Source organism: Limibacillus sp. (assembly GCA_037379885.1).
Lineage (GTDB): Bacteria > Pseudomonadota > Alphaproteobacteria > Kiloniellales > CECT-8803 > JARRJC01.
This window is the reverse complement of sequence record JARRJC010000038.1, coordinates 1-20,001: the sequence shown is the minus strand read 5'-3', so window position 1 is coordinate 20,001 and position 20,001 is coordinate 1. Positions and strand designations below refer to the sequence as shown.

The following is a 20,001-nucleotide window of genomic DNA, read 5'->3' as shown; positions in this document are numbered from 1 at the left end:
CTGGCGCCCTCGGTAAAGCAGCTCTTCACGGACAGCGAAGGCGCGACGCTGGTGCGCGGCCAGGACCGCTTCGGCCATTTCGCGCCGGAGCCGGCCTTCACAACCGACTTCGATCCCGCACTGATCGCCCACCAGGCGGAGGCCGAGCGCCTGAAGCACGCGGTCTACGACAGCGCCACCTAATCCTGCCAGACCCGCAGGCGTTGAAGCTCCTGGTGATGGCGTCCCCCGACGCTGAGCGGGGGCGAAATCCTTGCGTTAGCGCCACCATCTTGGCGTGAAGGGACAAGACGCCCGCGCCGCCGCTCTCCAAGCTGCGAGGACGAGAGAGGGGTTCCCACTCATCCGCAATAGAAAAAGGGTCGCGCCCCAATGACGGCTACGCAGGACTTCATCGCCGGTCAGAAGCCCCAGCTTCCCCCGCCCTCGCCCGTCATCGAGGAGGGCCGCGCCCTCGGCATCCTGCTGGTGCTCATGGCGGGCGTCTTCTGGTCCACGTCCGGTCTCTTCGTGCGCGCCATGGAGGTGGCCGACGCCTGGCAGCTGCTGTTCTACCGCTCGCTCTCGGTCGTGGTCTGCGCCTTCGCCTTCATGGTCTGGCGGCGGCGCGGCCGGGTGCTGGCCGATCTGCAAGACGGGCTGGGCAGCGCCGTGCTGGGCGGCTTCTTCCTCATGACCGCCTCGGCGGGCTTCGTCTTCGCGCTCTTCTACACCTCGGTCGCCAACGCGGTCTTCATGCTGGCGACCGGCCCCTTCATGACCGCGATCCTGGCCCGGATCGTGCTGAAGGAAGCGATCCGTCCGGCCACCTGGGTCACCATGGTCATCGCCGGCGGCGGCGTCGCCTACATGGTGAGCGGCGCGATGGACGAGGGCCGCTGGCTGGGCAACCTCATGGCCTTTCTCTCGATCGTGGGGTTCGCCTGCTACGCTGTCCTGCTGCGCGCGGTCGCGACCCGCCACCGGCACCGGGAGACCATGCCCATCGTCGTCTTCGGTGGGCTTTGGACGGCGCTGATCGCAGCGCTTCTGGTGGACGACTTCCAGCTTCCGCTCCGCGACCTGACGCTCTGCCTCACCATGGGCGCGGTGCAGATCGTGCTCGGCATGATCCTCTTCCTGAAGGGCGCCTCGCGCGTCACCGCGGCGGAACTCGCCCTGCTCTCCATGACCGAAGTGGTCTTGAGCCCCTTTTGGGTCTGGATGGTTTTTTCCGAGGTGCCGGCGCAGACGACCATGATCGGCGGCGGCATCGTCATGCTGGCCGTCGGCCTGCGCGCGCTCAGCGGCCTAAGGCGCCGCCCGACCACGCTGAAGCCTGTTTAGGCGTTCGCCGCCGCCTGGGCTTCGCGCTCGGATTTCTTGAGGCGTTGGCTCTCGCTCTTCAACTGGCCGCAGGCGGCGAAGATGTCCTGCCCGCGGGGCTGGCGCACTGGGGCGGACATGTGGTGGCTGGCCAGGATGTCGGCGAAGGTCTCGACCCGCTCGGGCTCGGAGCACTCATAGGGGGCGCCGGGCCAGGGGTTGAAGGGGATCAGGTTCACCTTGGCCGGGATGCCGTCCAGGATGCGGACCAACTCGCGCGCATCGGCGTCTGAATCGTTGATGCCCTTGAGCATCACGTACTCGAAGGTGATGCGCCGGGCGTTGTGGACGCCGGGGTAGTCGCGGCAGGCCTGAAGCAGCTCGGCCAGCGGATACTTCTTGTTGATCGGCACGATCTGGTCGCGGATCTCGTCGTTGACGGCGTGGAGCGAGACCGCAAGGTTCACGCCCAGCTCCTCTCCGCAGCGCTTCATCATCGGGACCACGCCCGCCGTGGACAGAGTGATCTTGCGCTTGGAGATGCCCAGGCCCTCGCCGTCCATCACGATGCGCAGAGCCTTGGCCACGTTCTCGAAGTTATAGAGCGGCTCGCCCATGCCCATCATCACCAGGTTGGTGATGGCGCGGCCCTCGCGGCTGGCGGGCCATTCATCGAAGCTGTCCTTGGCGAGCATCACCTGCCCGACGATCTCGGAGGCCGAGAGGTTGCGCACCAGGCGCTGGGTGCCGGTGTGGCAGAACTTGCAGGTGAGCGTGCAGCCGACCTGGCTGGAAACGCAGAGCGTGCCGCGATCGGACTCGGGAATGTGGACGCTCTCCACCTCCTGCCCGTCGGGAAAGCGCAGCAGCCATTTCTGCGTGCCGTCCACCGACTTCTGGTGGGTCTTCACCGAGGGGCGGCCGATCACGTAGCTCTCGGCCAGCTTCTCCCGGAAGCCCTTGGAGAGGGAGGTCATGCCCTCGAAGCTCTCCGCCCCACGGTCGTAGATCCAGTGCCAAAGCTGCTTGGCCCGGAAGGCGGGTTCGCCCATGGCGGCCACCTCGGCCGCGAGCTCTTCGCGCGACAGGCCGATCAGGAGGCGCTTGCCCTCTAGCTCAGCCGAGGGGGGCGCGAAGGAACGGGCATGCGTTGTCATGGCGCCTAGATAGGGCGCAAAGGCCGCTGGAGCAAGGAATTCCTTAGTTTGGGCAGGCCTTGGAGATGGCCTCGTAGGCCGCCGTGAAGCCGCGCAGCGAATAGGTGTCCGTGGTCGCCGTGCCGCGCGACGAGGTGCCCTTGATCACCATGTCGATGCCGGCCTTCATGGCCGCGACGAGGCTGCGGTCGGCGGCGCTGTCCGGGGCCCAGGCGTTGCCGCCCTGGGTGAAGAGCGTGAAGGACTTGTCGCCCACCGCGACGGAGACGCTGGAGCCTTCCTCGTAGGTGTAACCCGCTTCCACCGAAACCACGTCGCGCGTGTTGCGCGCGGGCCGGTGGGTCACCATGGTGAAGATATCGCCGCGCCGCGTGTAGTTGCCGCGCGCCTGGGTCGGGTTGGAGGACATGAAGCAGATCTTCTGCCCTTCGCTTGAATAGCTGTAGGCGCTCCAGTCCTGGAAGCTGCCGATCTCTTCGACCGACTGCGCTGCCGCGCCGCCCGAAAAGGCAGCTACGCCCGCCGTTAGGGTCATCGCCGCGATCAATGGCTTCAGGTTCTTCATGGCCTCTCTCTTCTCATCTCCCCTTGGGCGGTCTTTCGTTGGGCCGCCCCGAATGAATCGATCCCGGCGAGAAGTCTAACCTCTCGCCGCCGCGTCGCAATAGCCGCTACCGGAGAGATCACGGCTTCCCGTTTTTCTCCAGGTGGCGCAGCCGCGGGCCGCCGTGGACATGCTCCGCTTTCTCCGGCGCTCCGGAAAAGCGGGAGAGCGCACGTCCGGCCCGGCCGCCCTGCGCGCGCAGGCGATCGTACATGACGATGGCCCCTGCAACCCCCCCATTGACGCAGAACTTTGTCGGGATTTTGATCGTCTGATCGCAGCGCTCCAGAATTTCAGGGGTCAGGGAGCCACGCTCCGGCCCCAAGAGGTAGGCCGCCGCCTCGGGGTGGTGAAAGCTCGGCAGCTCGATGGCCTCGTCGGTCAACTCGACGCCGACGAGCTGGCAGTTTCGGGGAAGCTGCATCTCGTCGATCGAGTTGTAGACATAGAGCGGCAGGTGCTTGGCCGCGTCCGAGGTGTCGGACTGCTTGACCTCGCGCGCATCGAAGGCCGGATGGATCGTGAAGAAGAAGCTGCCCCCGAAGGCGTGAGTACTGCGCAGCAGGCTGCCGAGGTTCCGCGGCTTGCTGATTCCGAAAACGCCGATGCCGAAGTAGCCTCTCATGCGGTCCGCCTCTTTCCCGAAAGCCACGCGAACTTGCACCGAGCCGCCGGTCAAGGCAAGTTCCAGAGACGCGACAAGGATCCGCGCAAGAGATGCCGGCGGCTGGAGGCCGCCCGTTCCGGAGGCACGACTGAAATGGCCGACCATTCAGACCACAAGCATCCAGCGCCAATGCCCGAGAGCGACCCCAATCCGCTTCTCGTCGAGGTGACGCGCGGGAACATGGTGGAAAGCCGTCACCGCGCCAGCTACGCGGTGGTGGACTCCGAGGGGCGCGTGGTGCTTCAGGCCGGCGCCTTCGAGCGGCCCATCTACGGCCGCTCGGCGATCAAGGCCTTGCAGGCGATTCCGCTGATGGAAACGGGCGCCGCCGAGGCTTACGGCCTGTCGGACGAAGAAATATCTCTGGCCTGCGCCAGCCATGACGCGGAGCCCTTCCACACCGAGGCGGTCGCCGCCTGGCTGGAGCGGATCGGCTGCGGCGTCGACGATCTTGAATGCGGGCCCCAAGTGCCCAGCCACCTGGCGACCATGAAGGCCTTTTACCGGAACGGCGGAGAGGAAACGCCGCTGCACAACAACTGCTCGGGCAAGCACACCGGCTTCTTGACCACGGCGCGCCACAAGGGGGAGCCGACCAAGGGCTACAGCAAGCTCACCCATCCGGTGCAGCAGCGCATCCTTGGCGTGCTGGAGGCCATGACCGGCCTCGATCTCTCCCGCGCGCCCAAGGGCATCGACGGTTGCGGCATTCCGGTAATCGGCATCCCGCTGGGCAACATCGCGCTCGCCATGGCGCGTCTCGCCGATCCAGACGACCTGCCGGAAGCGCGCCAGGAGGCTTGCCGCAGGATCGCCGCTGCGATCCGCAAAGCCCCCTTCCACATGGGCGGCCATGAAAGCTTCGACAGCCGCATGATCGCAGCCTTGGACGGCAAGGCCTTCATGAAGACCGGGGCCGAGGGCGTCTATTGCGGCTGGATCCCGGATTTGGGATTGGGTTTCGCGGTGAAGAGCGACGACGGTGCGGCCCGCTCTTCGGAGATCGTCACCGGCCAGCTCCTGCGGCGCCTCAAGGTCATCGACGATGCAAAGGCCGAGGAGTTGAAGGATCTCTTGGTTCAGCCGATCCTGAACCGGGCGGGGCTAGAGGTGGGAACGCTGCAGGCGGCCGCAAAGGCGTCGTTCTGAGCGGTAGCAAGCCAACAGGGGAAAGAAGACAACGATGCGCGCCGTGATCTGCGAAGCCTGGGGCAAGCCGGGCGATCTCAAAGTGGGAGAATTGCCCGACCCGGTGCCGGGGCCGGGCGAGGTCCTGATCGCCATTGAGGCGGCGGGTCTGAACTTCGCCGACACGCTGATGATCCAGGGGAAGTACCAGGAAAAGCCGAGCTTTCCCTTTTCTCCGGGCCTGGAAGGGGCCGGGAGCGTCGCCGCGGTGGGGGAGGGCGTGACCCGCGTTTCCGTGGGCGACCGCGTGCTGGCGATCCTCGACCACGGCGGCTTTGCCGAACTGGCTCTGGCGCGCGAGAGCGACGTCTTCGTCATCCCGGACAGTATGGACTTCCCGACCGCCGCCGGGTTTCCCATCACCTACGGCACCGCGCACGGCTCGCTGGTCTGGCGCGCGGCGCTTCAGCCGGGGGAGACGCTCCTGGTGCATGGGGCTGCGGGCGGCGTCGGGCTCGCCGCCGTCGAGGTCGGCAAGGCGCTGGGCGCCAGGGTGATCGCCACGGCGGGCGGAGCGGAAAAGGGAAAGCTCGCGCTGAAGCACGGCGCCGAGGCCGCCATCGACTACCGCGAGGAGGATATCCGCGAGCGGGTCAAGGCGCTGACCGGCGGGCGGGGCGTGGACGTGGTCTTCGATCCCGTCGGCGGGGAGGTCTTCGATGCCTCCCTGCGCTGCACCGCCTGGTCCGGGCGGCTGCTCACCATCGGGTTTGCCGCCGGGCAGGTACCGCAGGTGCCCGCCAACATATTGCTGGTGAAGAACCTCTCGGTGATCGGCTGCTACTGGGGCTCCTACCGCAAACAGGCGCCGGAGCTTCTGGAGCCGGAGTTCCGCGATCTCTTCGGCTGGTTCGAGGAAGGGCTGCTCGCCCCCCACGTCTCTCACGCGCTGCCGCTGGAGCAGGTGGCGGAGGCAATGGACCTGCTGCTGACCCGCCGCTCCACCGGCAAGGTGGTGGTGACGACCGGGACGGGGTGAGGCGCCCATGTCGCGCGACGAGGTCCGGCTTCAGTACGAGGACTACCCCTATCCCTCCCGCGATCCCGCCGAGGAGAAGCAACGCTTGATCGAAGGCTCGCCCAGCCATCTGCTGGAGGTGGATCACTACCTCTTCGCCGGGCGCGCGGACTTCGCGGGCGACTTCCAGGTCCTGGTGGCCGGGGGCGGAACCGGGGACGCCGCCATCATGCTGGCCCAGCAGCTCGCCGACCGCACGCCCAAGGGCGCGAAGGGCGGGCAGGTCACCTACCTCGATCTGGCCGGTAAGACGCGCGCCATCGCGCAGGCGCGGGCGCAGGCGCGCGGGCTCTCCAACATCCGCTTCGTCACCGGCTCCCTCCTCGAAGTGGCGGATCTGGCGCCAGGCCCCTACGACTACATCGATTGCTGCGGCGTGCTGCACCATCTGCCGGAGCCCGAGGCCGGGCTGCGGGCTCTGGCCGGGGTCCTGAAGCCCGGCGGCGGCCTGGGGCTGATGCTCTATGGCGAGTACGGGCGCTACGGCGTCTATCCCGTGCAGGAGATGCTGCGCGCGATCGGAGAGAACCGCCCGCTACCGGAGAGAATCGGACAGGCGCGCAGGCTGTTGGAGGAGCTGCCGCCCACCCATGGATTCAACCTTAACCGAAATTTAGGTGACCATAAGCGGGGCGACGCCGAATTGGTGGATCTGCTGCTGCATTCCCAGGACCGCGCCTACCGGGTGGAGCAGGTCTACGACCTGATCGCCGCCGCCCCGGGCCTTTCCCTGGTGTCCTTCATAAAGCCGATCTTTTATAGACCCGAGAGCTACCTGAGCGATCCCGGTCTGCTGGAGGAGGTCGGCCGCCTGGAGCGCGCGGAGCGCGAGGCCTTCGCCGAGCGGCTGGCGGGCAACATGAAGACCCATGTCTTCTATGTCACCAGCCGCGACAGCCCCGCCGAGGCGCTGGCGCCCTGGGATGCGCGTGACGCGGTTCCGGTGCTGATGAACGAGGAGGGGCCCGCGCTCGCCAAGGGCATGGCCAAGCTGGAGCGACTACGCCTGAAGCACCACGGCATCGCCTTCGAATGGGAGCTGCCCAAGGCCAGCACCGCCATTCTGGAAGCGATCGACGGCGAGAGGGATCTGGCGGCAATCCACCAGCGGTTGCGCAGCCGCAACAAGGCGCTGACCTACGAGAAGTTCCTGGGGCTCTATCGGCCCTTCTTCGCGCTCTTCAACGGCCTGAACCTCTTGTTCCACGCCTATCCGAGAGAGCGCAGATAGTAGATGTAGTCCAGCGGCGGCGGCTCCGCCCCGGCTTCCAGGATCAGCGCATGGGCCTGTCCGCGGTGGTGGGTCTGGTGATTGAAGATGTGGGTGAGCGTGCGGTCGAGCCGCGTCGTCATCCGGTCCCCCGCCATGGTGGCGTAGCTGACGTCGTTCTTGAGACCGGTTTCTCCCAAGGCATCGCAGAAAGCCAGGATGCGGCGGTCTTCGACCCGCCGGGCGGCGCGCAGCTGATCCAGGTCGTCTTCGATGATCTCATCCAGCTTCCAGTGGCGCTGCGGTTGATCCTCAAGCCGGTCCAGCCAAACGCGGTCGGCCAGCAGAATATGGTTCAGCGTGCCGAGGATCGAGGTGAAGAAGGCGCCGTCGCGCTCGCGCCGCTGTTCCTCGGCGGGCAGGTGCGCCACCGCCTCATAGAGCCTTTCATTGGCCCAGGCGTTGTAGTTGGCGAGGCTGAGGAAATGTTCCTTCACTCTTCAAGGCTCCCGTGTTTTCCCGTGGCGTCGAGTCTAGCAGGGCGGAAGAGATCCCCGGAACAAAAACTACGGAACGCTCTTTAATTTCGCATCTTAACAATATATCAGATAACATCCCGAATCAGTGACGTAGGTGAGATCTTCATGGAATAACCGTCAGGCTTATAAACTACTGTTTTATAAAGAGAATATTATTTCTTCAGAATTAAATGATAAATTAACTCAATATAGGTTCAACTCTGTCCATCGCTGCGCTCAAGCGCTCGGGCGAGGAGGCATAGCATAGCCTTAGGTGGCCTTCGCCGGCCTGGCCGAAGGCGGAGCCGGGTGCGAGTCCGACCCCCGTCTCCCGCAGGATGCGCTTTGCGAACTCCAGGCTGTCCTCCATGCCCTCCACCCGGAAGAAGGCGTAGAAGGAGGCCGTGGGGCGGGCGATGGCGACGCGCGGCAGTCCGGCGAGCCGTTGATAGACGATCTCGCCGCCCCGGCGGCAGCGCTCGATCATCTCCCGCGCGAAGTCTTCGCCTTCGGGGCCGAGTGCCGCCACCGCGCCTTCCTGGAGGAAACCCTGGGCTCCGGAGGAGGAGAACTCGATCATGTTGCTGAAGACCGGACCCATCGACGGCGGATGCACGAGCCAGCCGAGACGCCAGCCCGTCATGGCCCAGGTCTTGGAAAAGGAATTGATCTGTATGACGGGATCGTCCGGCTCCGCGATCTCCAGGAAAGAGGGGGCGACCGGCCGGTCGTAGACGAGGCGCGCATAGACCTCGTCGGCCATGATCCAGATGCGCCGCTCGCGGCAGAACTCCAAAATTTCCTGCTGCTGCTCGCGCTCCATCATCCAGCCGGTCGGGTTGCTGGGGGAGTTGATGAAGAGCGCGCGGGTGCGCGGCCCGCAGGCCGCCTTCAGCTTTTCCGTATCGAGGGCGAAGCCGCCCTCCTCCAGCGGGTCGAGCGCGAGGAAGCGGACTTCTCCGTGCGCGATCCTGGCCGCGCTCACCACGTTGGGCCAGGTTGGCTCGATCACCAGAATCTCGTCGCCCGGCTCCAGGAGCGCTTGCAGGATGATCGCGATCGCATGCATGCCCGAGGAGGTCACCGTCACCCGCGACCTGTCGATCTCCCGCCCGTAGAGGCCGCTTGAGTAGGCGGCGAGCCCTTCGACGAGGGCCGGGATGCCGCGCTTGTGGGAATAGAAGGTGCGCCCCGCTTGAAGGGCGGCGTAGGCCGCGCGGTTGATGAACTCAGGTGTCCCGAGATCGCTCTCCCCGACCCAAAGCGGGATCACGTCCTCCCGCTCGAAACCCAGCTCCCAGAGCTGGACGATCCGCGAGGGCTCCATGGCCGCGATCTCGGGTCTCAGCGCAGCCGGGAAGCCTTGTTGGGTCATGGTGCCTGGATTCCTGCTCAGTGAAGGGCCGTGCGCCGTCCGGGCGCGCCGCCCTTGGCGCGGGCCTCCTGCTCGTCGAAGAGCTCGGCGAGCTTTTCCATCACCGTGCCGCCGAGCTGCTCGGCGTCCACCAGGGTGACGGCGCGGCGGTAATAGCGGGTCACGTCGTGCCCGATGCCGATCGCCAGCAGTTCCACGGGCGAGCGGGTCTCAATGTACTCGATCACGTCGCGCAGGTGTTTCTCCAGGTAGTTCCCGGGATTGACCGAGAGGGTGGAATCGTCCACCGGCGCGCCATCGGAGATCACCATGAGGATGCGCCGCTGCTCCTGCCGCGCGATCAGGCGTTGGTGCGCCCAAAGCAGCGCCTCCCCGTCGATGTTCTCTTTCAGGATGCCTTCGCGCAGCATCAGGCCCAGGTTCTTGCGCGCGCGCCGCCAGGGCGCGTCGGCGGCCTTGTAGACGATGTGGCGCAGGTCGTTGAGGCGGCCGGGGTTGGACGGCTTGCCCGCGGCGATCCAGCGTTCGCGCGACTGGCCGCCCTTCCACATGCGCGTGGTGAAGCCGAGGACCTCGACCTTGACCCCGCAGCGCTCCAGCGTGCGCGCCAGGATGTCGGCGGACATGGCGGCGACGGAGATCGGGCGGCCCCGCATGGAGCCGGAGTTGTCGATCAGGAGGGTAACCACCGTGTCCTTGAACTCCGTTTCCAGCTCCTGTTTGAAGGAAAGCGGCTGGTTGGGATCGGCGACGATGCGCGCGAGCCGCGCGGTATCGAGAATGCCTTCCTCGAGGTTGAAGTCCCAGGAGCGGGTCTGCTTGGCCATGAGGCGGCGCTGCAGGCGGTTGGCCAGGCGCGCGATCACCCCCTGAAGGTGGGCGAGCTGCTGGTCGAGCAGCAGGCGCAGGCGGGCCAGCTCGTCGGCGTCGCAGAGCTCCTCGGCCTCCACCACCTCGTCGTAGTCGGTGCAGTAGGCATGATAGGGCTCTTCCTGAGGATAGTTGCGCAGGTCGTCGCGCTGCTGCGGGGCGCCCGGGTCGCCGGGGTCCTCGTCGCTCATCCCCATCATCATCTCGCCGTCGGCGTCGGCGGCGGCGTCATCGGAATCGGACTCGTCGGAGTCGCCGCTGTCCTCTTCCATGCCCTGGACCGGCTCGGCCGAGGGCTGGTCGCCGGCCTCGCTCTCCTGCTCGTCCTGATCGTCCTCGCCCTCGTCGCTCTGATCGTCGCTGTCTTCGTCCTCGGGCTGGGTCTCCTCGTTGCCCAGGTCGAAGTCGAGATGCTCGATCATGGCGCGGGTCAGGCGAGCCACGGCCTCCTGATCCTCAATGCAGTCGGCGAGCTGCCGCAGATCGCCGGTGATGCGCTTGTCGATCTGCGGGCGCCAGAGGTCGACGATGGCCTTGGCCGCCTCGGGCGGCGCTTCGCCGGTCATGGCCTCGCGCGCCAGCAGGCGCACCACTTCGGAGAGCGGGGCGTCCTCGCGCTTGGTGATGTGGTTGTAGCCGCGCGCCTTGTAGCGGTCCTCCATGGCGGAGGTCAGGTTCTGGCTGACACCGGCCATGCGGCGCGCACCCAGCGCCTCGCAGCGCGCCTGCTCGACGGCGTTGAAGATTTCGCGGGCGATCTGGTTGCCGGGCGCGAGGCGGGCGTGCTGCTTGGAATCGTGATGCCGCCGCCGCAGCGCGATGGAGTCGGCCTCGCCGCGCGTCAGCGCCACGTCCTCGTGCTTTAGGTCGCGACCCGGCATGGGCAGGCGCGCCTCGTTGCCCTGCAGCCCCTGGGCGCTGGGCGTGAAAGCGACCTGGATGTCCGGATCGCGTGCCAGGGCGCGCAAGGTTGCCCCGGTCGAGCGCTTGAAGCGTTCGATGGGGATCTCCCCGGCCTTCTGGTTGCTCTTGGGCTTGTCGCTCACGCTCTTACCCGTTTGCCCGCCGCGCTCACGCGAGGTTCGCGTTGACGCCCGTCTCCGGCAGTTCGCTGCCGAAGCAGCGCTGATAGTACTCGGCCAGGATCGGACGCTCGACCTCGTCGCACTTGTTGAGGAAGGTGACCCGGAAGGCGAAGCCAACCTCGCCGAAGATCTGCGCGTTTTCCGCCCAGGTGATGACCGTACGAGGGCTCATGACCGTCGAGATGTCGCCGTTGATGAAGCCGCCGCGCGTCAGGTCGGCGAGCGCGACCATGGCGGAGACGGTCTCCTTACCCTCCTTGTTGTCGTAGGCGGGCACCTTGGAGGTGACGATCTCCACCTCGGCGTCGTGCTCCAGGTAGTTCAGCGTGGCGACGATGTTCCAGCGGTCCATCTGCGCCTGGTTGATCTGCTGGATGCCGTGATAGAGGCCGGTGGTGTCGCCCAGGCCCACGGTGTTGGCCGTGGAGAAGAGGCGGAAGGCCGGATGCGGGCGGATCACCCGGTTCTGATCGAGCAGCGTCAGCTTGCCCTCGACCTCCAGGATGCGCTGGATCACGAACATCACGTCGGGCCGCCCGGCGTCGTACTCGTCGAAGACCAGCGCGGTCGGGTGCTGCAAGGCCCAGGGCAGCAGCCCTTCGCGGAACTCCGTCACCTGCTTGCCGTCCTTCAGCACGATGGCGTCCTTGCCGATCAGGTCGATGCGGCTGATGTGACTGTCCAGATTGATGCGGATGGTCGGCCAGTTCAGGCGGGCGGCGACCTGCTCGATATGGGTCGACTTCCCGGTGCCGTGGTAGCCCTGGATCATGACGCGGCGATTGAAGGCGAAGCCCGCCAGGATCGCCAGGGTCGTGTCGCGGTCGAAGCGGTAGGTGTCGTCGACCTCCGGCACATAGTCGTTCTTCTCGCTGAAGGCCGGGACCTGCATGTCGCTGTCCAGGCCGAAGGTCTGGCGCACGGAGACCGTGATATCCGGCAAAGAGGTATCGGCGTGACCGTTCTGGGCTTCTATTTCGGAGGGCATCTAATCCAGCTTTCCGTAGTTCGTGATCCGTATCTTCGATAGGCGTCGCGACGGCCTTGCGGCGCCGGCCGTCCGGCCCTGGTTCTTCCTGATATGGGGCTCCTGTCCGTCTGGAGCGAGGGCGCGCTAGGAAATAGCAGGTAACCGGCTCAGGAATAAACCGCTTTTAGCGTCGCATAGGCCTGATTGATGTCTTTCAGCCGTTCCTCGGCGGCCTTGTCCCCGCCATTGGCGTCGGGGTGGTGGGTCTTGGCCAAGAGGCGGTAGCGCGAGCGCACCTCCGCGAAGGTGACGCCCGGACCGAGCCCGAGGGCGGCCAGGGCGCGGTTCTCCGCGGTGTCGGGCGCCTTGGCGCGCGGCTGCGCCTCGTCTTCGCCGAAAAAGCCGTAGGGGTCCTCCATGTCCGGACCCTTTTCGTAGCGCGCCTGTCCCTTTCCCGCAAAGCGCCAGGTCGGGCGCTGCCAGACGGTGTCCTCGCGCACCAGCATCTCGACCTCTTCGGGCGTCAGGCCGGAAAAGTAGTTCCAGGCCCTGTTGTAGTCGCGCACGTGATCCAGGCAAAACCAGTAGTACTGGTTGAGCTGATGGCGGCTCACCGGCGCGCGGTAGAGGCCCTCCTCCGCGCAGCCTTCGGCATCGCAGCCGCGCTGATCGGTCTGCGGCTTGCGAAAGGGTCGGTAAAGCTCTTCCGGTTCTACGCGGGCCATGCCCGAATTATGGGGTCCGCGCAGCCGCTAAACAAGGCATCGGAAGCAGCGGCCAACAGGATCCGCCGAATAGCGAAATGCGGCGGGCCCGCTTGACAGCCACCCGGCCCGCTGCACATCTAGAATCAGGTGTTCACCTGCGAGGACACGGAAAACCGGAGAAGCCCCGACATGAGCTATGCCGAGCGGATCGAGACCAAGTTGACCGAAGCGCTGAAGCCGACCCGCTTGAGCATCCGCGACGATTCGCACCGCCATCAGGGACATGCCGGATACAAGGAAGGCGGAGAGACGCACTTCCATGTCGAGGTGGTGTCCCCTTCTTTCGAGGGGCTTTCAAGAGTGGCGCGGCAGCGCAAGGTCTATGAGCTGCTGAGCGACGAACTGGCCGAGCGCGTTCATGCTCTTGAACTGGTGACCCGGACGCCGGACGAAGACCCGGCCTGATCCGATTTTATTAGAGAGCGGACCATTTTGCCCCCTGCTCCAAAAGGACGGGTTAGGGCCCGGTTTGTCTTGTGACTACCTAAGGCAGGAAACCACCCCTCATAAACTTTGAGGCGGTATTCTGCTACCAGTGCGATAATTTAGCAAAAGTCAGCGACACTGATTGGTATACTTAGCGGGGGCACCCTCCGGTGAAGAGCAGTCAGAGCACACTCGTCAACCGAAACATCAAGATCGCCGACCGTCGCACGTCTGTACGCCTTGAACAGCTTATGTGGGATGCTCTTCAGGAGATCGCCACGCGGGAGGGAATGTCGGTCCACGAGGTCTGTCAGAAGATCGACCGGTCACGGAGCGAATCTTCTCTTACTGCGGGCATACGCGTGTAGATACTGACTTACTTCCGGGGCGCGGCAACGAAAGCCGGCCATGCCGCTGCTGGACATGGGACGCTTCGGAGATAACGGATTGATTTCGTTCTAATAAATCTCCGGATTACTCTTTGCCTTCATAGAATTTCGGCCAGTACTCCTTCACCACCTCCCCATCGCTTGCGTATGCATGGCAACTGTCGATCAGAGCCGGTTTCCTGGCCTCGGCGTCCGGGTCCTCGCCGCGCGCCAGCGCCTCCTCGCGCCGCGCTTTGGAGCGGCGGGCGAGCGCCGGCCACATGGACTGGTAGGCCGCCGTCGCCATGTGTCCCAGCATCTCCACCAGATGCGTGCAGCCTTCGACGCCCCCCAGCTCCTTCTTGAGCCGTTGGCGCCAGCCTGGACCCATCTTCAAGCCGACGGCTTTCTGGAAGTTGGGGGTGATGTCGGGGCAGACCCGGTAGGGACCGTTGTCCGTCACCGCCTCAATCGCCTTGATCTCCATGTCGAGGTCGAGCGTGACCCTGAGCCACATGTCATGGATCGGTTCGCCCGCGTCGACCCGGCCCCGGAAGGAGTTGGGGAAGCTGTAGGGCTTGGTGTCGGTGATGTGGCCTTCGATGTCGAAGAGTTCGTCCTCCCGCTCGTAGCCGTGGAAACGGTATTCGCGGGTGTGGACCAGTTTGCGGCCGGCGGTGGCTTTGGAGAGGGGCATGGCGCTTTTCTTCTTGCTCCAGGTGGTTCGGCGTTTGGAATTTCGAGGCTACAGTGAGCCTTGCGGCGGCGGCGATGGCAAGGCCCCGGCGCAGAGCTTTGTGGAGGCGGACGGCGATGAAGGTGCTCCGGTCAATCAACGAAGCGGGCGCGCGGCGCTGCCTGGACATCTTCCGGCGCGACGACGGCAGCTACGGCTTTGAGGAATACCGGCGCGATCCGGAGGAGGCGAGCGGCTGGTATCCGGTCGGCGGGCAGGCCAGCCGCCGCTTCGCCTCTCAGGGAGAGGCCGAAGCCGCCGCGCACGAGGCTGTCGCCTGGCTCAAGGACGCAGAAGGCGGGCTCTAACGGGGCTCAAGAACCCTAGGCGCCGCCACCGCTCTGCTGGGCCCCGCTTTCGGTGCCGCCGCGGCCCTGGGCGCGCTCCTTGGCGCGGGCGGCGGCGGCCTCCTTGCTGGAGCTGTCGTCTTCCAGCGGTTCCGGCGGGGTGATGACCATGCGGGTGATCTGGTTGCGCTTGCGCGCCTTGATCTCAAAGCGCAGGTCGTGGAACAGGAAGGTTTGTCCGACCTCGGGTATCCGGCGTGCTTCGTGCAGCACCAGACCGGCGACGGTCGTCGCCTCCTCGTCCGGAAGGCGCCATTCGAACATGCGGTTGAGATCGCGGATCGTGACGGTCCCCTCGACCTCGACGTTGCCGTCTTTCAGCATGCGCAGCCCTTCGACCTTGACGTCGTGCTCGTCGGCGATCTCACCGACGATCTCTTCGAGAATGTCTTCCAGCGTCACGATGCCCAGGACCTCTCCGTACTCGTCCACCACGATGGCGAAGTGTTCGTGGCGGTTTCGGAAGGCCTCCAACTGGCTCAGCAGGTCGGTGGTGTCGGGAATGAACCAGGGCCGGTTCGCGATCTCCGGAATCTTGATCTCGTCCATGGCGTCGGGGTTGGCCCGCACCGCCCGGAACAGCTCCTTGGCGTGCAGCACGCCGACGATGTTGTCCGGATCGCTGTCGTAGAGCGGGATGCGCGTGTAGGGGGCGGCGAGCGCCTTGTTGATGACCTGCTCGGTCGGCAGGGTCGCGTCGATCGCCACCACGTTGCGGCGGTGGGTCATGACCTCGGAAACCTCCAGGTCTCCCAGATCCAGGATCGAGCGCAGCATCTGCCGTTCGGCGCGCACCTCCTCGCTGGGGCCGTGGTGCAGCTCGATCGCGCCGCGCAACTCCTCCTCGCGCATCTCGTCGGCGAACTGCATGTCGAACCTGACGCCGAAGATGCGCAGCGTGAGGCGCACGGTCCACTGGACCGCCGCCACGACGGGCGAGAGCAGGCTGACGATGATGCGCAGAGGCCCGGCGACCACCAGCGCCACTGAGTCGGCATGGTGAATGGCGTAGGTCTTGGGCAGCACCTCCGAGAAGATCAGCACCAGCAGGGTCATGACCACCGTTGCGTAGACCACGCCAGCGTCGCCGAAGTAGCCGATCAGCACCGAGGTCGCCAGCGCGGAGGCCAGGATGTTGACCAGGTTGTTGCCCAGCAGGATGCCGCCGATCAGCCGCTCCCGGTGTTCCCAGAGGTCGTTGACCGTCTTTGCGCGCTTGTCGCCCTGTTGCTCCAGCGTGTGCATGCGCGGACGCGAGGCGGCGGTGATCGAGGTCTCCGATCCGGAGAAGAAGCCGGAAAGCACCAGCAGACCCGCAATCGCGACCAGGGACAAAAGCAAACTCATTTCCATGACGGTCCTATCCTCACGCGGCCAGCGAGAGGGTCATGAACCGCTCCAGCTCTTCGGTTGTGACCTCACCGGTCAAGAAGGCCTTGCCGATGCCGCGCGTCAGCACCAGCGTCAGCTTGCCGTCGCGCACCTTCTTGTCGCGGCTCATGTGCTCGATCAGAACCCGCGGAGAGAAGACACGTCCGTCGATCTGATGCGGGTCGGTCGGCAGGCCGACGGCGGCCAGGTGGCGGCGCAGGCGCTCCACGTCCTCCGACGGGCAGAGCCCAAGCTGCGCGGAGAGCTCGAAGGCCATCACCATGCCGATCGCCACGGCCTCGCCGTGCAGCAGGCTCTCGCTGTATCCGGTCTCCGCCTCCAGCGCGTGCCCGAAGGTGTGGCCGAGGTTGAGGAGCGCGCGCTGCCCGCCCTCGCGTTCGTCGGCCGCCACGATGCGCGCCTTGGCAGCGCAGGAGGTCCGGACGGCATGGATGCGGGCTTCCTGCTCGCCCTCCAGCACGGCATGCCCGTGGCTCTCCAACCATTGGAAGAAGCCGGGGTCGTCGATCAGGCCGTACTTCACCACCTCGGCGTAGCCGGCCAGCATCTCCCGCTTGGGCAGGGTCGAGAGCACGCGGGTATCGGCCAGGACGAGGCGCGGCTGATGAAAGGCGCCGACCAGGTTCTTTCCTTGGCGCGAGTTGATCGCGGTCTTGCCGCCCACCGATGAGTCCACCTGCGCCAGGAGGGTCGTCGGCACCTGCACGAAATCGACGCCGCGCAGGAGGGTGGCGGCCGCGAAACCCACCAGATCGCCGATCACGCCGCCGCCCAGCGCCACCAGCCAGGAACCGCGGTCGGCCTTGCGCTCCAGCAAATCCTCCAGGAGCGCTTCCAGTTGGCCGAAGGACTTGGTCTGTTCGCCGGGGGGAAGCAGGATCGGCTCCTCCCAGGTGAGACCCGCCTTCTCGCAGGAGTAGGCGAGCGCTTCCAGATGCAGAGGCGCCACGTGGCTGTCGGTGACGGCGAAAAGACGCTTGGCCCCGAGTGCGGCGATCTCCTGCCCGGCCAGGGCGAGCACATCGTGCCCGATCAGGATGTCGTAGCTGCGCTGCCCGAGGTCGACGGAAAGGCGGTCGTGGGTGATCACCGGGCCGCTCCTCCGCCTGAGCGCTCGATTGCCGTGGCTTGGCCGCGGGTCTTATCGATGTGGGCCTCCAAGGCGGCCAGGGTCCGTTTCACTGTGTCCTCCGGCGGTCCGTCGCGCGAGTCGATCACCAGATCGGCCTCGGCGTAGACCGGATAACGCTGATCCATAAGGTCCTTCAAGATTTGGCGCGGGTTGCCCTTGTTCAAGAGCGGACGGTGCGACCGTTTGGCGGTGCGCTTGACCAGAAGGTCGAGATCGGCGCGCAGCCAGATCGCGATCCCCCGCTCCCGGATGGTCTCGCGGGTCTGCGGGTCCATGTAGGCGCCGCCCCCGGTCGCCAGCACCTGCGGCGGTCCGTCCAGCAGGCGCGCGATCACGCGGCGCTCTCCATCGCGGAAGGCCTGTTCGCCATGGGCTTCGAAGATGTCCGCAATGGAGCAGCCGGCGGCCTTCTCGATCTCGTTGTCGGCGTCCACGAAGGGCAGCTCGAGGCGCTCGGCGAGGCGCTTGCCGATACAGCTCTTGCCCGCGCCCATCAGGCCGACGAGGACGACACTCCTCGTCAAACCCCGTCCCGCGGGTGCTTCGGACTGTGGTTTCGCTGTCTTCTGCGTCATCTCTCCGGCTGCCGGTTCTCTTGGCGTTGCGGCCCTCCGCGGGCACCGATAGAGTGCCCCAAAGTCGCCATACTCGGAACCTAGCATACTGCGGGCGAAAGGGCGCAAGAGCGTGGGGGCTCCGGAAGGGACCCTGCGCTCGTCGGGAGCGCCTCGGCGCGGGGAAAACAGCTGTCAGGAAGCGTCCTTCTGGCAAGGACGCCGAAAGGTCGAATGCGCAAGTTCGTAGTCATTCTCATATTGGTGTTGCTGGTCGGCGTGGTTGGGGCCGGGTTCCTGGCAACCTGGAACATGCCCGCACCGGCGACGAGCCAGGAAAAAATCATCTCGAATGACCGCTTCTGAACCGAAAAATAGCGCGGCGCCGGTCCTTGGCCCTGCCGGATCGCCGCAGCGATTCCTGCTGCGGGTCTTCCGGTCTGTCCTGGCCGTCGCCTTCAGTGTGATGCTGATCCAGGAGGCGGGCGCGCAGAGCGGCAATCAAGGACCCATCCGGCTCACCCCGCCGGGCTTGAATGGCGGGCAGGGCGGGACCGACGACGGCGGGCAGGCAGGGACCGTTCCCGCGCCGGACGATGGGTCGGCTGCTGGCGCCAGCAATGGAGCCGTTGGCGGTTCCGGCGGCGGCAGTTCCGGCGGCGGCAGTTCGAGCGGCGGTTTCCAGACCATCGCCCCCTCCACCCCGCGTCAGGGCATCCAGATCAGAACGCTGGCGCAGCCGAGCATCGAGACCGTCGGCGTCCTGACCGACGCGACCGGCGGTCTTGGCTTCGATCTCTGGGAGGGATCGCAGCGGGGCATCGTGCTGGGCCTCATGCGCCGCCTGCCCGGCGACCTGGACAGCTATGATGGCCGCCAGCTTGCGCAGCGTCTTCTGCTGACCGATGCCGCACCGCCGGAGAGCGGGGCGGAACACGAGAACGCGGAGCTGCTGCTGGCGCGCGTCGATCGTCTGCGCGCGCTGGGCGACAGCCGCGGCCTGCTGCGCCTGCTTTCGGTGGCGCCTTCCGATCTCGTCGCCCGCAAGCTCGCGCGCCCCCGGGTGGAGGCGGAGCTCCTGGAGGGCGACTACGCCGGGGCCTGCCTGGATACCCGTTCGCGCGCCGACTTCACCGATGCGCCCGACTTCTGGCAGAAGGCCCTGATCTTCTGCCAGATCCACGCCGGAGAGATTCCCGCCGCGCAGCTGGGGTTGCAGTTGATGGCCGAGTTACCCTCTGAGGGGTCGTCCGCTTTCCTGGCCATGGGACAGCGCATGCTGGACGGTCTGGGCGCGCTGCCCGGGAAGATCGGCCCGAGCGCGCCGGATCTGGCCATGGCGGACCTTCTGGGCGAGAGCCTGCCGCCCGGCTTCCTGCCGCTTGAGACGCCGGGCTTCGCCCAGGCGGCCTTGCGGCTGTCCGGACTGCCGCCCGAAGAGCGTGCCCGCGCCGCCGAGATCGCCGCAGACCGGCGGCTCGTCGGCCCCAGCGCGGTGACCCGCGCCTATAAGGAGATACCCTTCACCGGCGAGCAGCTCGACGCCGCCTTGACCCTGGCGCCCAGCCAGCCTTCCCACGTTGGCCGCGCGTTGCTCTATCAGGCCGCGGTCCGCTCGAAGAGCCCCGAAGTGAAGGCCGAGATGCTGCTGAACGCGCTGGAGAGCGCCGAGGCGGACGGGCAGTTCCAGGCGATCGCTTCGGCCTTCGCCGGACAGATTCAGTCCCTGCCGCCCAGGCCCGATCTGGCCTGGTTCGCCTCCACAGCCGGGCGGGCCCTCTATGCGCTGGGCCGCTACGAGCAGGCCTCCGAATGGCTGGAGCTGGCGCGCCGGGAAGCGGTGACCTCGCCGCAGGCCCAGGCCTCGGTGACGCTGCTCTGGCCCTACGCCTTGATGGCGGGCGACGGGGCCGCGGACTGGGACGGCAGCCTCATGGCCTGGTCGCTGGCCCGCAACGAGGGCGTGGGCGAACTGGCCGACATGCAGGCCCAGCTGACCTCCAGCTTCCGGGCGCTGGGCATGGGCGGCCGGGTCGAGGCCGAGAGTCTCGCCCGCAAACCCTATGGCTCGGGCGTGACCCCGGACTTCACCAACCTGCCGGCCCTGCGCGACGCCTCGCTGGCCGGCCGGCGGGGAGAGACGCTGCTGCTCGCCGCGCTGGCCCTCGGCCCCAACGGCACGCGCGAGGTTCACCCGGAGATCGCGGAGGCTGTGCTCCAAGCTCTGCGCGCCGTCGGGCTGCCGTCCGAAGCCCGCGCCCTCGCCATTGAGATGGCGCTGAACGCCGGCATCTGACGGGCGCTCAACGGTG

General features: G+C 66.4%; 21 protein-coding genes. 9 read left to right on the top strand and 12 right to left on the bottom strand.

From position 1 onward, the window contains the following. Together P8X75_11595 and P8X75_11590 are read left to right on the top strand one after the other, a co-directional pair. Positions 1 to 183 (top strand): hypothetical protein (locus P8X75_11595; protein ID MEJ1995832.1); only part of this gene is annotated, 183 nt, incomplete at its 5' end. A 189-nt stretch (positions 184 to 372) separates the two neighbouring features. Beyond that, on the top strand, positions 373 to 1,326 hold the full coding sequence (locus tag P8X75_11590; GenBank protein MEJ1995831.1) for a DMT family transporter: 954 nt from the start codon (positions 373 to 375) through the stop codon (positions 1,324 to 1,326). On the opposite strand, the gene rlmN is transcribed toward P8X75_11590, so the two are convergent. From rlmN to P8X75_11575, 3 genes are all read right to left on the bottom strand, one after another. Further along, positions 1,323 to 2,462, bottom strand: coding sequence for a 23S rRNA (adenine(2503)-C(2))-methyltransferase RlmN (rlmN, locus tag P8X75_11585; protein ID MEJ1995830.1), 1,140 nt, complete (start codon positions 2,460 to 2,462; stop codon positions 1,323 to 1,325). The two genes, P8X75_11590 and rlmN, sit on opposite strands and share 4 nt — an antisense overlap. Positions 2,463 to 2,505: 43 nt before the next feature. Beyond that, on the bottom strand, positions 2,506 to 3,027 hold the full coding sequence (locus tag P8X75_11580; GenBank protein MEJ1995829.1) for an invasion associated locus B family protein: 522 nt from the start codon (positions 3,025 to 3,027) through the stop codon (positions 2,506 to 2,508). A gap of 118 nt (positions 3,028 to 3,145) precedes the next feature. Beyond that, positions 3,146 to 3,691, bottom strand: coding sequence for an RNA methyltransferase (locus tag P8X75_11575; protein ID MEJ1995828.1), 546 nt, complete (start codon positions 3,689 to 3,691; stop codon positions 3,146 to 3,148). Positions 3,692 to 3,826: 135 nt separating this feature from the next. On the opposite strand from P8X75_11575, the gene P8X75_11570 reads away from it, so the two are divergent. Genes P8X75_11570 through P8X75_11560 form a run of 3 tightly spaced genes read left to right on the top strand, consistent with a single transcriptional unit; the run spans position 3,827 to position 7,170 of the window. Next, positions 3,827 to 4,882: an asparaginase gene (locus P8X75_11570; GenBank protein ID MEJ1995827.1), complete on the top strand. Its 1,056-nt coding sequence runs from the start codon at positions 3,827 to 3,829 to the stop codon at positions 4,880 to 4,882. A 34-nt stretch (positions 4,883 to 4,916) separates the two neighbouring features. Continuing rightward, a complete protein-coding gene (locus P8X75_11565) occupies positions 4,917 to 5,900 on the top strand; it encodes an NADPH:quinone oxidoreductase family protein (GenBank protein MEJ1995826.1) in 984 nt (327 codons plus the stop codon). A 7-nt stretch (positions 5,901 to 5,907) separates the two neighbouring features. After that, entirely contained in the window at positions 5,908 to 7,170 is a 1,263-nt protein-coding gene (locus tag P8X75_11560; protein ID MEJ1995825.1) for a class I SAM-dependent methyltransferase, read from the top strand. On the opposite strand, the gene P8X75_11555 is transcribed toward P8X75_11560, so the two are convergent. From P8X75_11555 to P8X75_11535, 5 genes are all read right to left on the bottom strand, one after another. Next, complete coding sequence (locus P8X75_11555) at positions 7,149 to 7,646, bottom strand: DinB family protein (protein MEJ1995824.1); 498 nt, start codon at positions 7,644 to 7,646, stop codon at positions 7,149 to 7,151. The two genes, P8X75_11560 and P8X75_11555, sit on opposite strands and share 22 nt — an antisense overlap. A gap of 220 nt (positions 7,647 to 7,866) precedes the next feature. After that, positions 7,867 to 9,042 (bottom strand): pyridoxal phosphate-dependent aminotransferase, encoded by a 1,176-nt coding sequence (locus P8X75_11550; protein ID MEJ1995823.1) that lies wholly within the window; start codon positions 9,040 to 9,042, stop codon positions 7,867 to 7,869. A gap of 17 nt (positions 9,043 to 9,059) precedes the next feature. Further along, positions 9,060 to 10,958, bottom strand: coding sequence for a cobaltochelatase subunit CobT (gene cobT / locus P8X75_11545; GenBank protein ID MEJ1995822.1), 1,899 nt, complete (start codon positions 10,956 to 10,958; stop codon positions 9,060 to 9,062). A gap of 25 nt (positions 10,959 to 10,983) precedes the next feature. Continuing rightward, a complete protein-coding gene (cobS, locus tag P8X75_11540; GenBank protein ID MEJ1995821.1) occupies positions 10,984 to 11,985 on the bottom strand; it encodes a cobaltochelatase subunit CobS in 1,002 nt (333 codons plus the stop codon). A 149-nt stretch (positions 11,986 to 12,134) separates the two neighbouring features. Further along, on the bottom strand, positions 12,135 to 12,692 hold the full coding sequence (locus P8X75_11535; GenBank protein MEJ1995820.1) for a J domain-containing protein: 558 nt from the start codon (positions 12,690 to 12,692) through the stop codon (positions 12,135 to 12,137). A gap of 171 nt (positions 12,693 to 12,863) precedes the next feature. On the opposite strand from P8X75_11535, the gene P8X75_11530 reads away from it, so the two are divergent. Next, positions 12,864 to 13,139: a BolA family transcriptional regulator gene (locus tag P8X75_11530; protein ID MEJ1995819.1), complete on the top strand. Its 276-nt coding sequence runs from the start codon at positions 12,864 to 12,866 to the stop codon at positions 13,137 to 13,139. Between the two features lie 495 nt (positions 13,140 to 13,634). Here the strand turns inward: P8X75_11530 and P8X75_11525 are convergent, their stop codons facing one another. Further along, positions 13,635 to 14,225, bottom strand: a complete 591-nt coding sequence (locus P8X75_11525; GenBank protein MEJ1995818.1) for a DUF2889 domain-containing protein — start codon at positions 14,223 to 14,225, stop codon at positions 13,635 to 13,637. 116 nt (positions 14,226 to 14,341) lie between these two features. Between P8X75_11525 and P8X75_11520 the strand changes: the two genes are divergently transcribed. Further along, entirely contained in the window at positions 14,342 to 14,572 is a 231-nt protein-coding gene (locus P8X75_11520) for a hypothetical protein (GenBank protein MEJ1995817.1), read from the top strand. A gap of 15 nt (positions 14,573 to 14,587) precedes the next feature. Here P8X75_11520 and P8X75_11515 read toward each other — a convergent pair whose 3' ends face one another. Genes P8X75_11515 through P8X75_11505 form a run of 3 tightly spaced genes read right to left on the bottom strand, consistent with a single transcriptional unit; the run spans position 14,588 to position 17,710 of the window. Beyond that, positions 14,588 to 15,964 (bottom strand): HlyC/CorC family transporter, encoded by a 1,377-nt coding sequence (locus tag P8X75_11515; GenBank protein MEJ1995816.1) that lies wholly within the window; start codon positions 15,962 to 15,964, stop codon positions 14,588 to 14,590. 13 nt (positions 15,965 to 15,977) lie between these two features. Next, complete coding sequence (gene aroB, locus P8X75_11510; protein ID MEJ1995815.1) at positions 15,978 to 17,093, bottom strand: 3-dehydroquinate synthase; 1,116 nt, start codon at positions 17,091 to 17,093, stop codon at positions 15,978 to 15,980. Further along, on the bottom strand, positions 17,090 to 17,710 hold the full coding sequence (locus P8X75_11505) for a shikimate kinase (GenBank protein MEJ1995814.1): 621 nt from the start codon (positions 17,708 to 17,710) through the stop codon (positions 17,090 to 17,092). The genes aroB and P8X75_11505 overlap by 4 nt, the downstream gene beginning before the upstream one ends. A gap of 213 nt (positions 17,711 to 17,923) precedes the next feature. On the opposite strand from P8X75_11505, the gene P8X75_11500 reads away from it, so the two are divergent. Then, positions 17,924 to 18,055, top strand: a complete 132-nt coding sequence (locus P8X75_11500) for a hypothetical protein (GenBank protein ID MEJ1995813.1) — start codon at positions 17,924 to 17,926, stop codon at positions 18,053 to 18,055. Beyond that, positions 18,042 to 19,985: a hypothetical protein gene (locus P8X75_11495; GenBank protein MEJ1995812.1), complete on the top strand. Its 1,944-nt coding sequence runs from the start codon at positions 18,042 to 18,044 to the stop codon at positions 19,983 to 19,985. The genes P8X75_11500 and P8X75_11495 overlap by 14 nt, the downstream gene beginning before the upstream one ends. Positions 19,986 to 20,001: the final 16 nt, after the last annotated feature.

Coding starts and splice junctions, on each gene's coding strand:
- P8X75_11590 (MEJ1995831.1), top strand. CDS start 373: ATGACGGCTACGCAGGACTTCATCGCCGGTCAGAAGCCCCAGCTTCCC.
- rlmN (MEJ1995830.1), bottom strand. CDS start 2,462: ATGACAACGCATGCCCGTTCCTTCGCGCCCCCCTCGGCTGAGCTAGAG.
- P8X75_11580 (MEJ1995829.1), bottom strand. CDS start 3,027: ATGAAGAACCTGAAGCCATTGATCGCGGCGATGACCCTAACGGCGGGC.
- P8X75_11575 (MEJ1995828.1), bottom strand. CDS start 3,691: ATGAGAGGCTACTTCGGCATCGGCGTTTTCGGAATCAGCAAGCCGCGG.
- P8X75_11570 (MEJ1995827.1), top strand. CDS start 3,827: ATGGCCGACCATTCAGACCACAAGCATCCAGCGCCAATGCCCGAGAGC.
- P8X75_11565 (MEJ1995826.1), top strand. CDS start 4,917: ATGCGCGCCGTGATCTGCGAAGCCTGGGGCAAGCCGGGCGATCTCAAA.
- P8X75_11560 (MEJ1995825.1), top strand. CDS start 5,908: ATGTCGCGCGACGAGGTCCGGCTTCAGTACGAGGACTACCCCTATCCC.
- P8X75_11550 (MEJ1995823.1), bottom strand. CDS start 9,042: ATGACCCAACAAGGCTTCCCGGCTGCGCTGAGACCCGAGATCGCGGCC.
- cobS (MEJ1995821.1), bottom strand. CDS start 11,985: ATGCCCTCCGAAATAGAAGCCCAGAACGGTCACGCCGATACCTCTTTG.
- P8X75_11535 (MEJ1995820.1), bottom strand. CDS start 12,692: ATGGCCCGCGTAGAACCGGAAGAGCTTTACCGACCCTTTCGCAAGCCG.
- P8X75_11530 (MEJ1995819.1), top strand. CDS start 12,864: ATGAGCTATGCCGAGCGGATCGAGACCAAGTTGACCGAAGCGCTGAAG.
- P8X75_11525 (MEJ1995818.1), bottom strand. CDS start 14,225: ATGCCCCTCTCCAAAGCCACCGCCGGCCGCAAACTGGTCCACACCCGC.
- P8X75_11520 (MEJ1995817.1), top strand. CDS start 14,342: ATGAAGGTGCTCCGGTCAATCAACGAAGCGGGCGCGCGGCGCTGCCTG.
- P8X75_11515 (MEJ1995816.1), bottom strand. CDS start 15,964: ATGGAAATGAGTTTGCTTTTGTCCCTGGTCGCGATTGCGGGTCTGCTG.
- P8X75_11505 (MEJ1995814.1), bottom strand. CDS start 17,710: ATGACGCAGAAGACAGCGAAACCACAGTCCGAAGCACCCGCGGGACGG.
- P8X75_11500 (MEJ1995813.1), top strand. CDS start 17,924: ATGCGCAAGTTCGTAGTCATTCTCATATTGGTGTTGCTGGTCGGCGTG.
- P8X75_11495 (MEJ1995812.1), top strand. CDS start 18,042: ATGACCGCTTCTGAACCGAAAAATAGCGCGGCGCCGGTCCTTGGCCCT.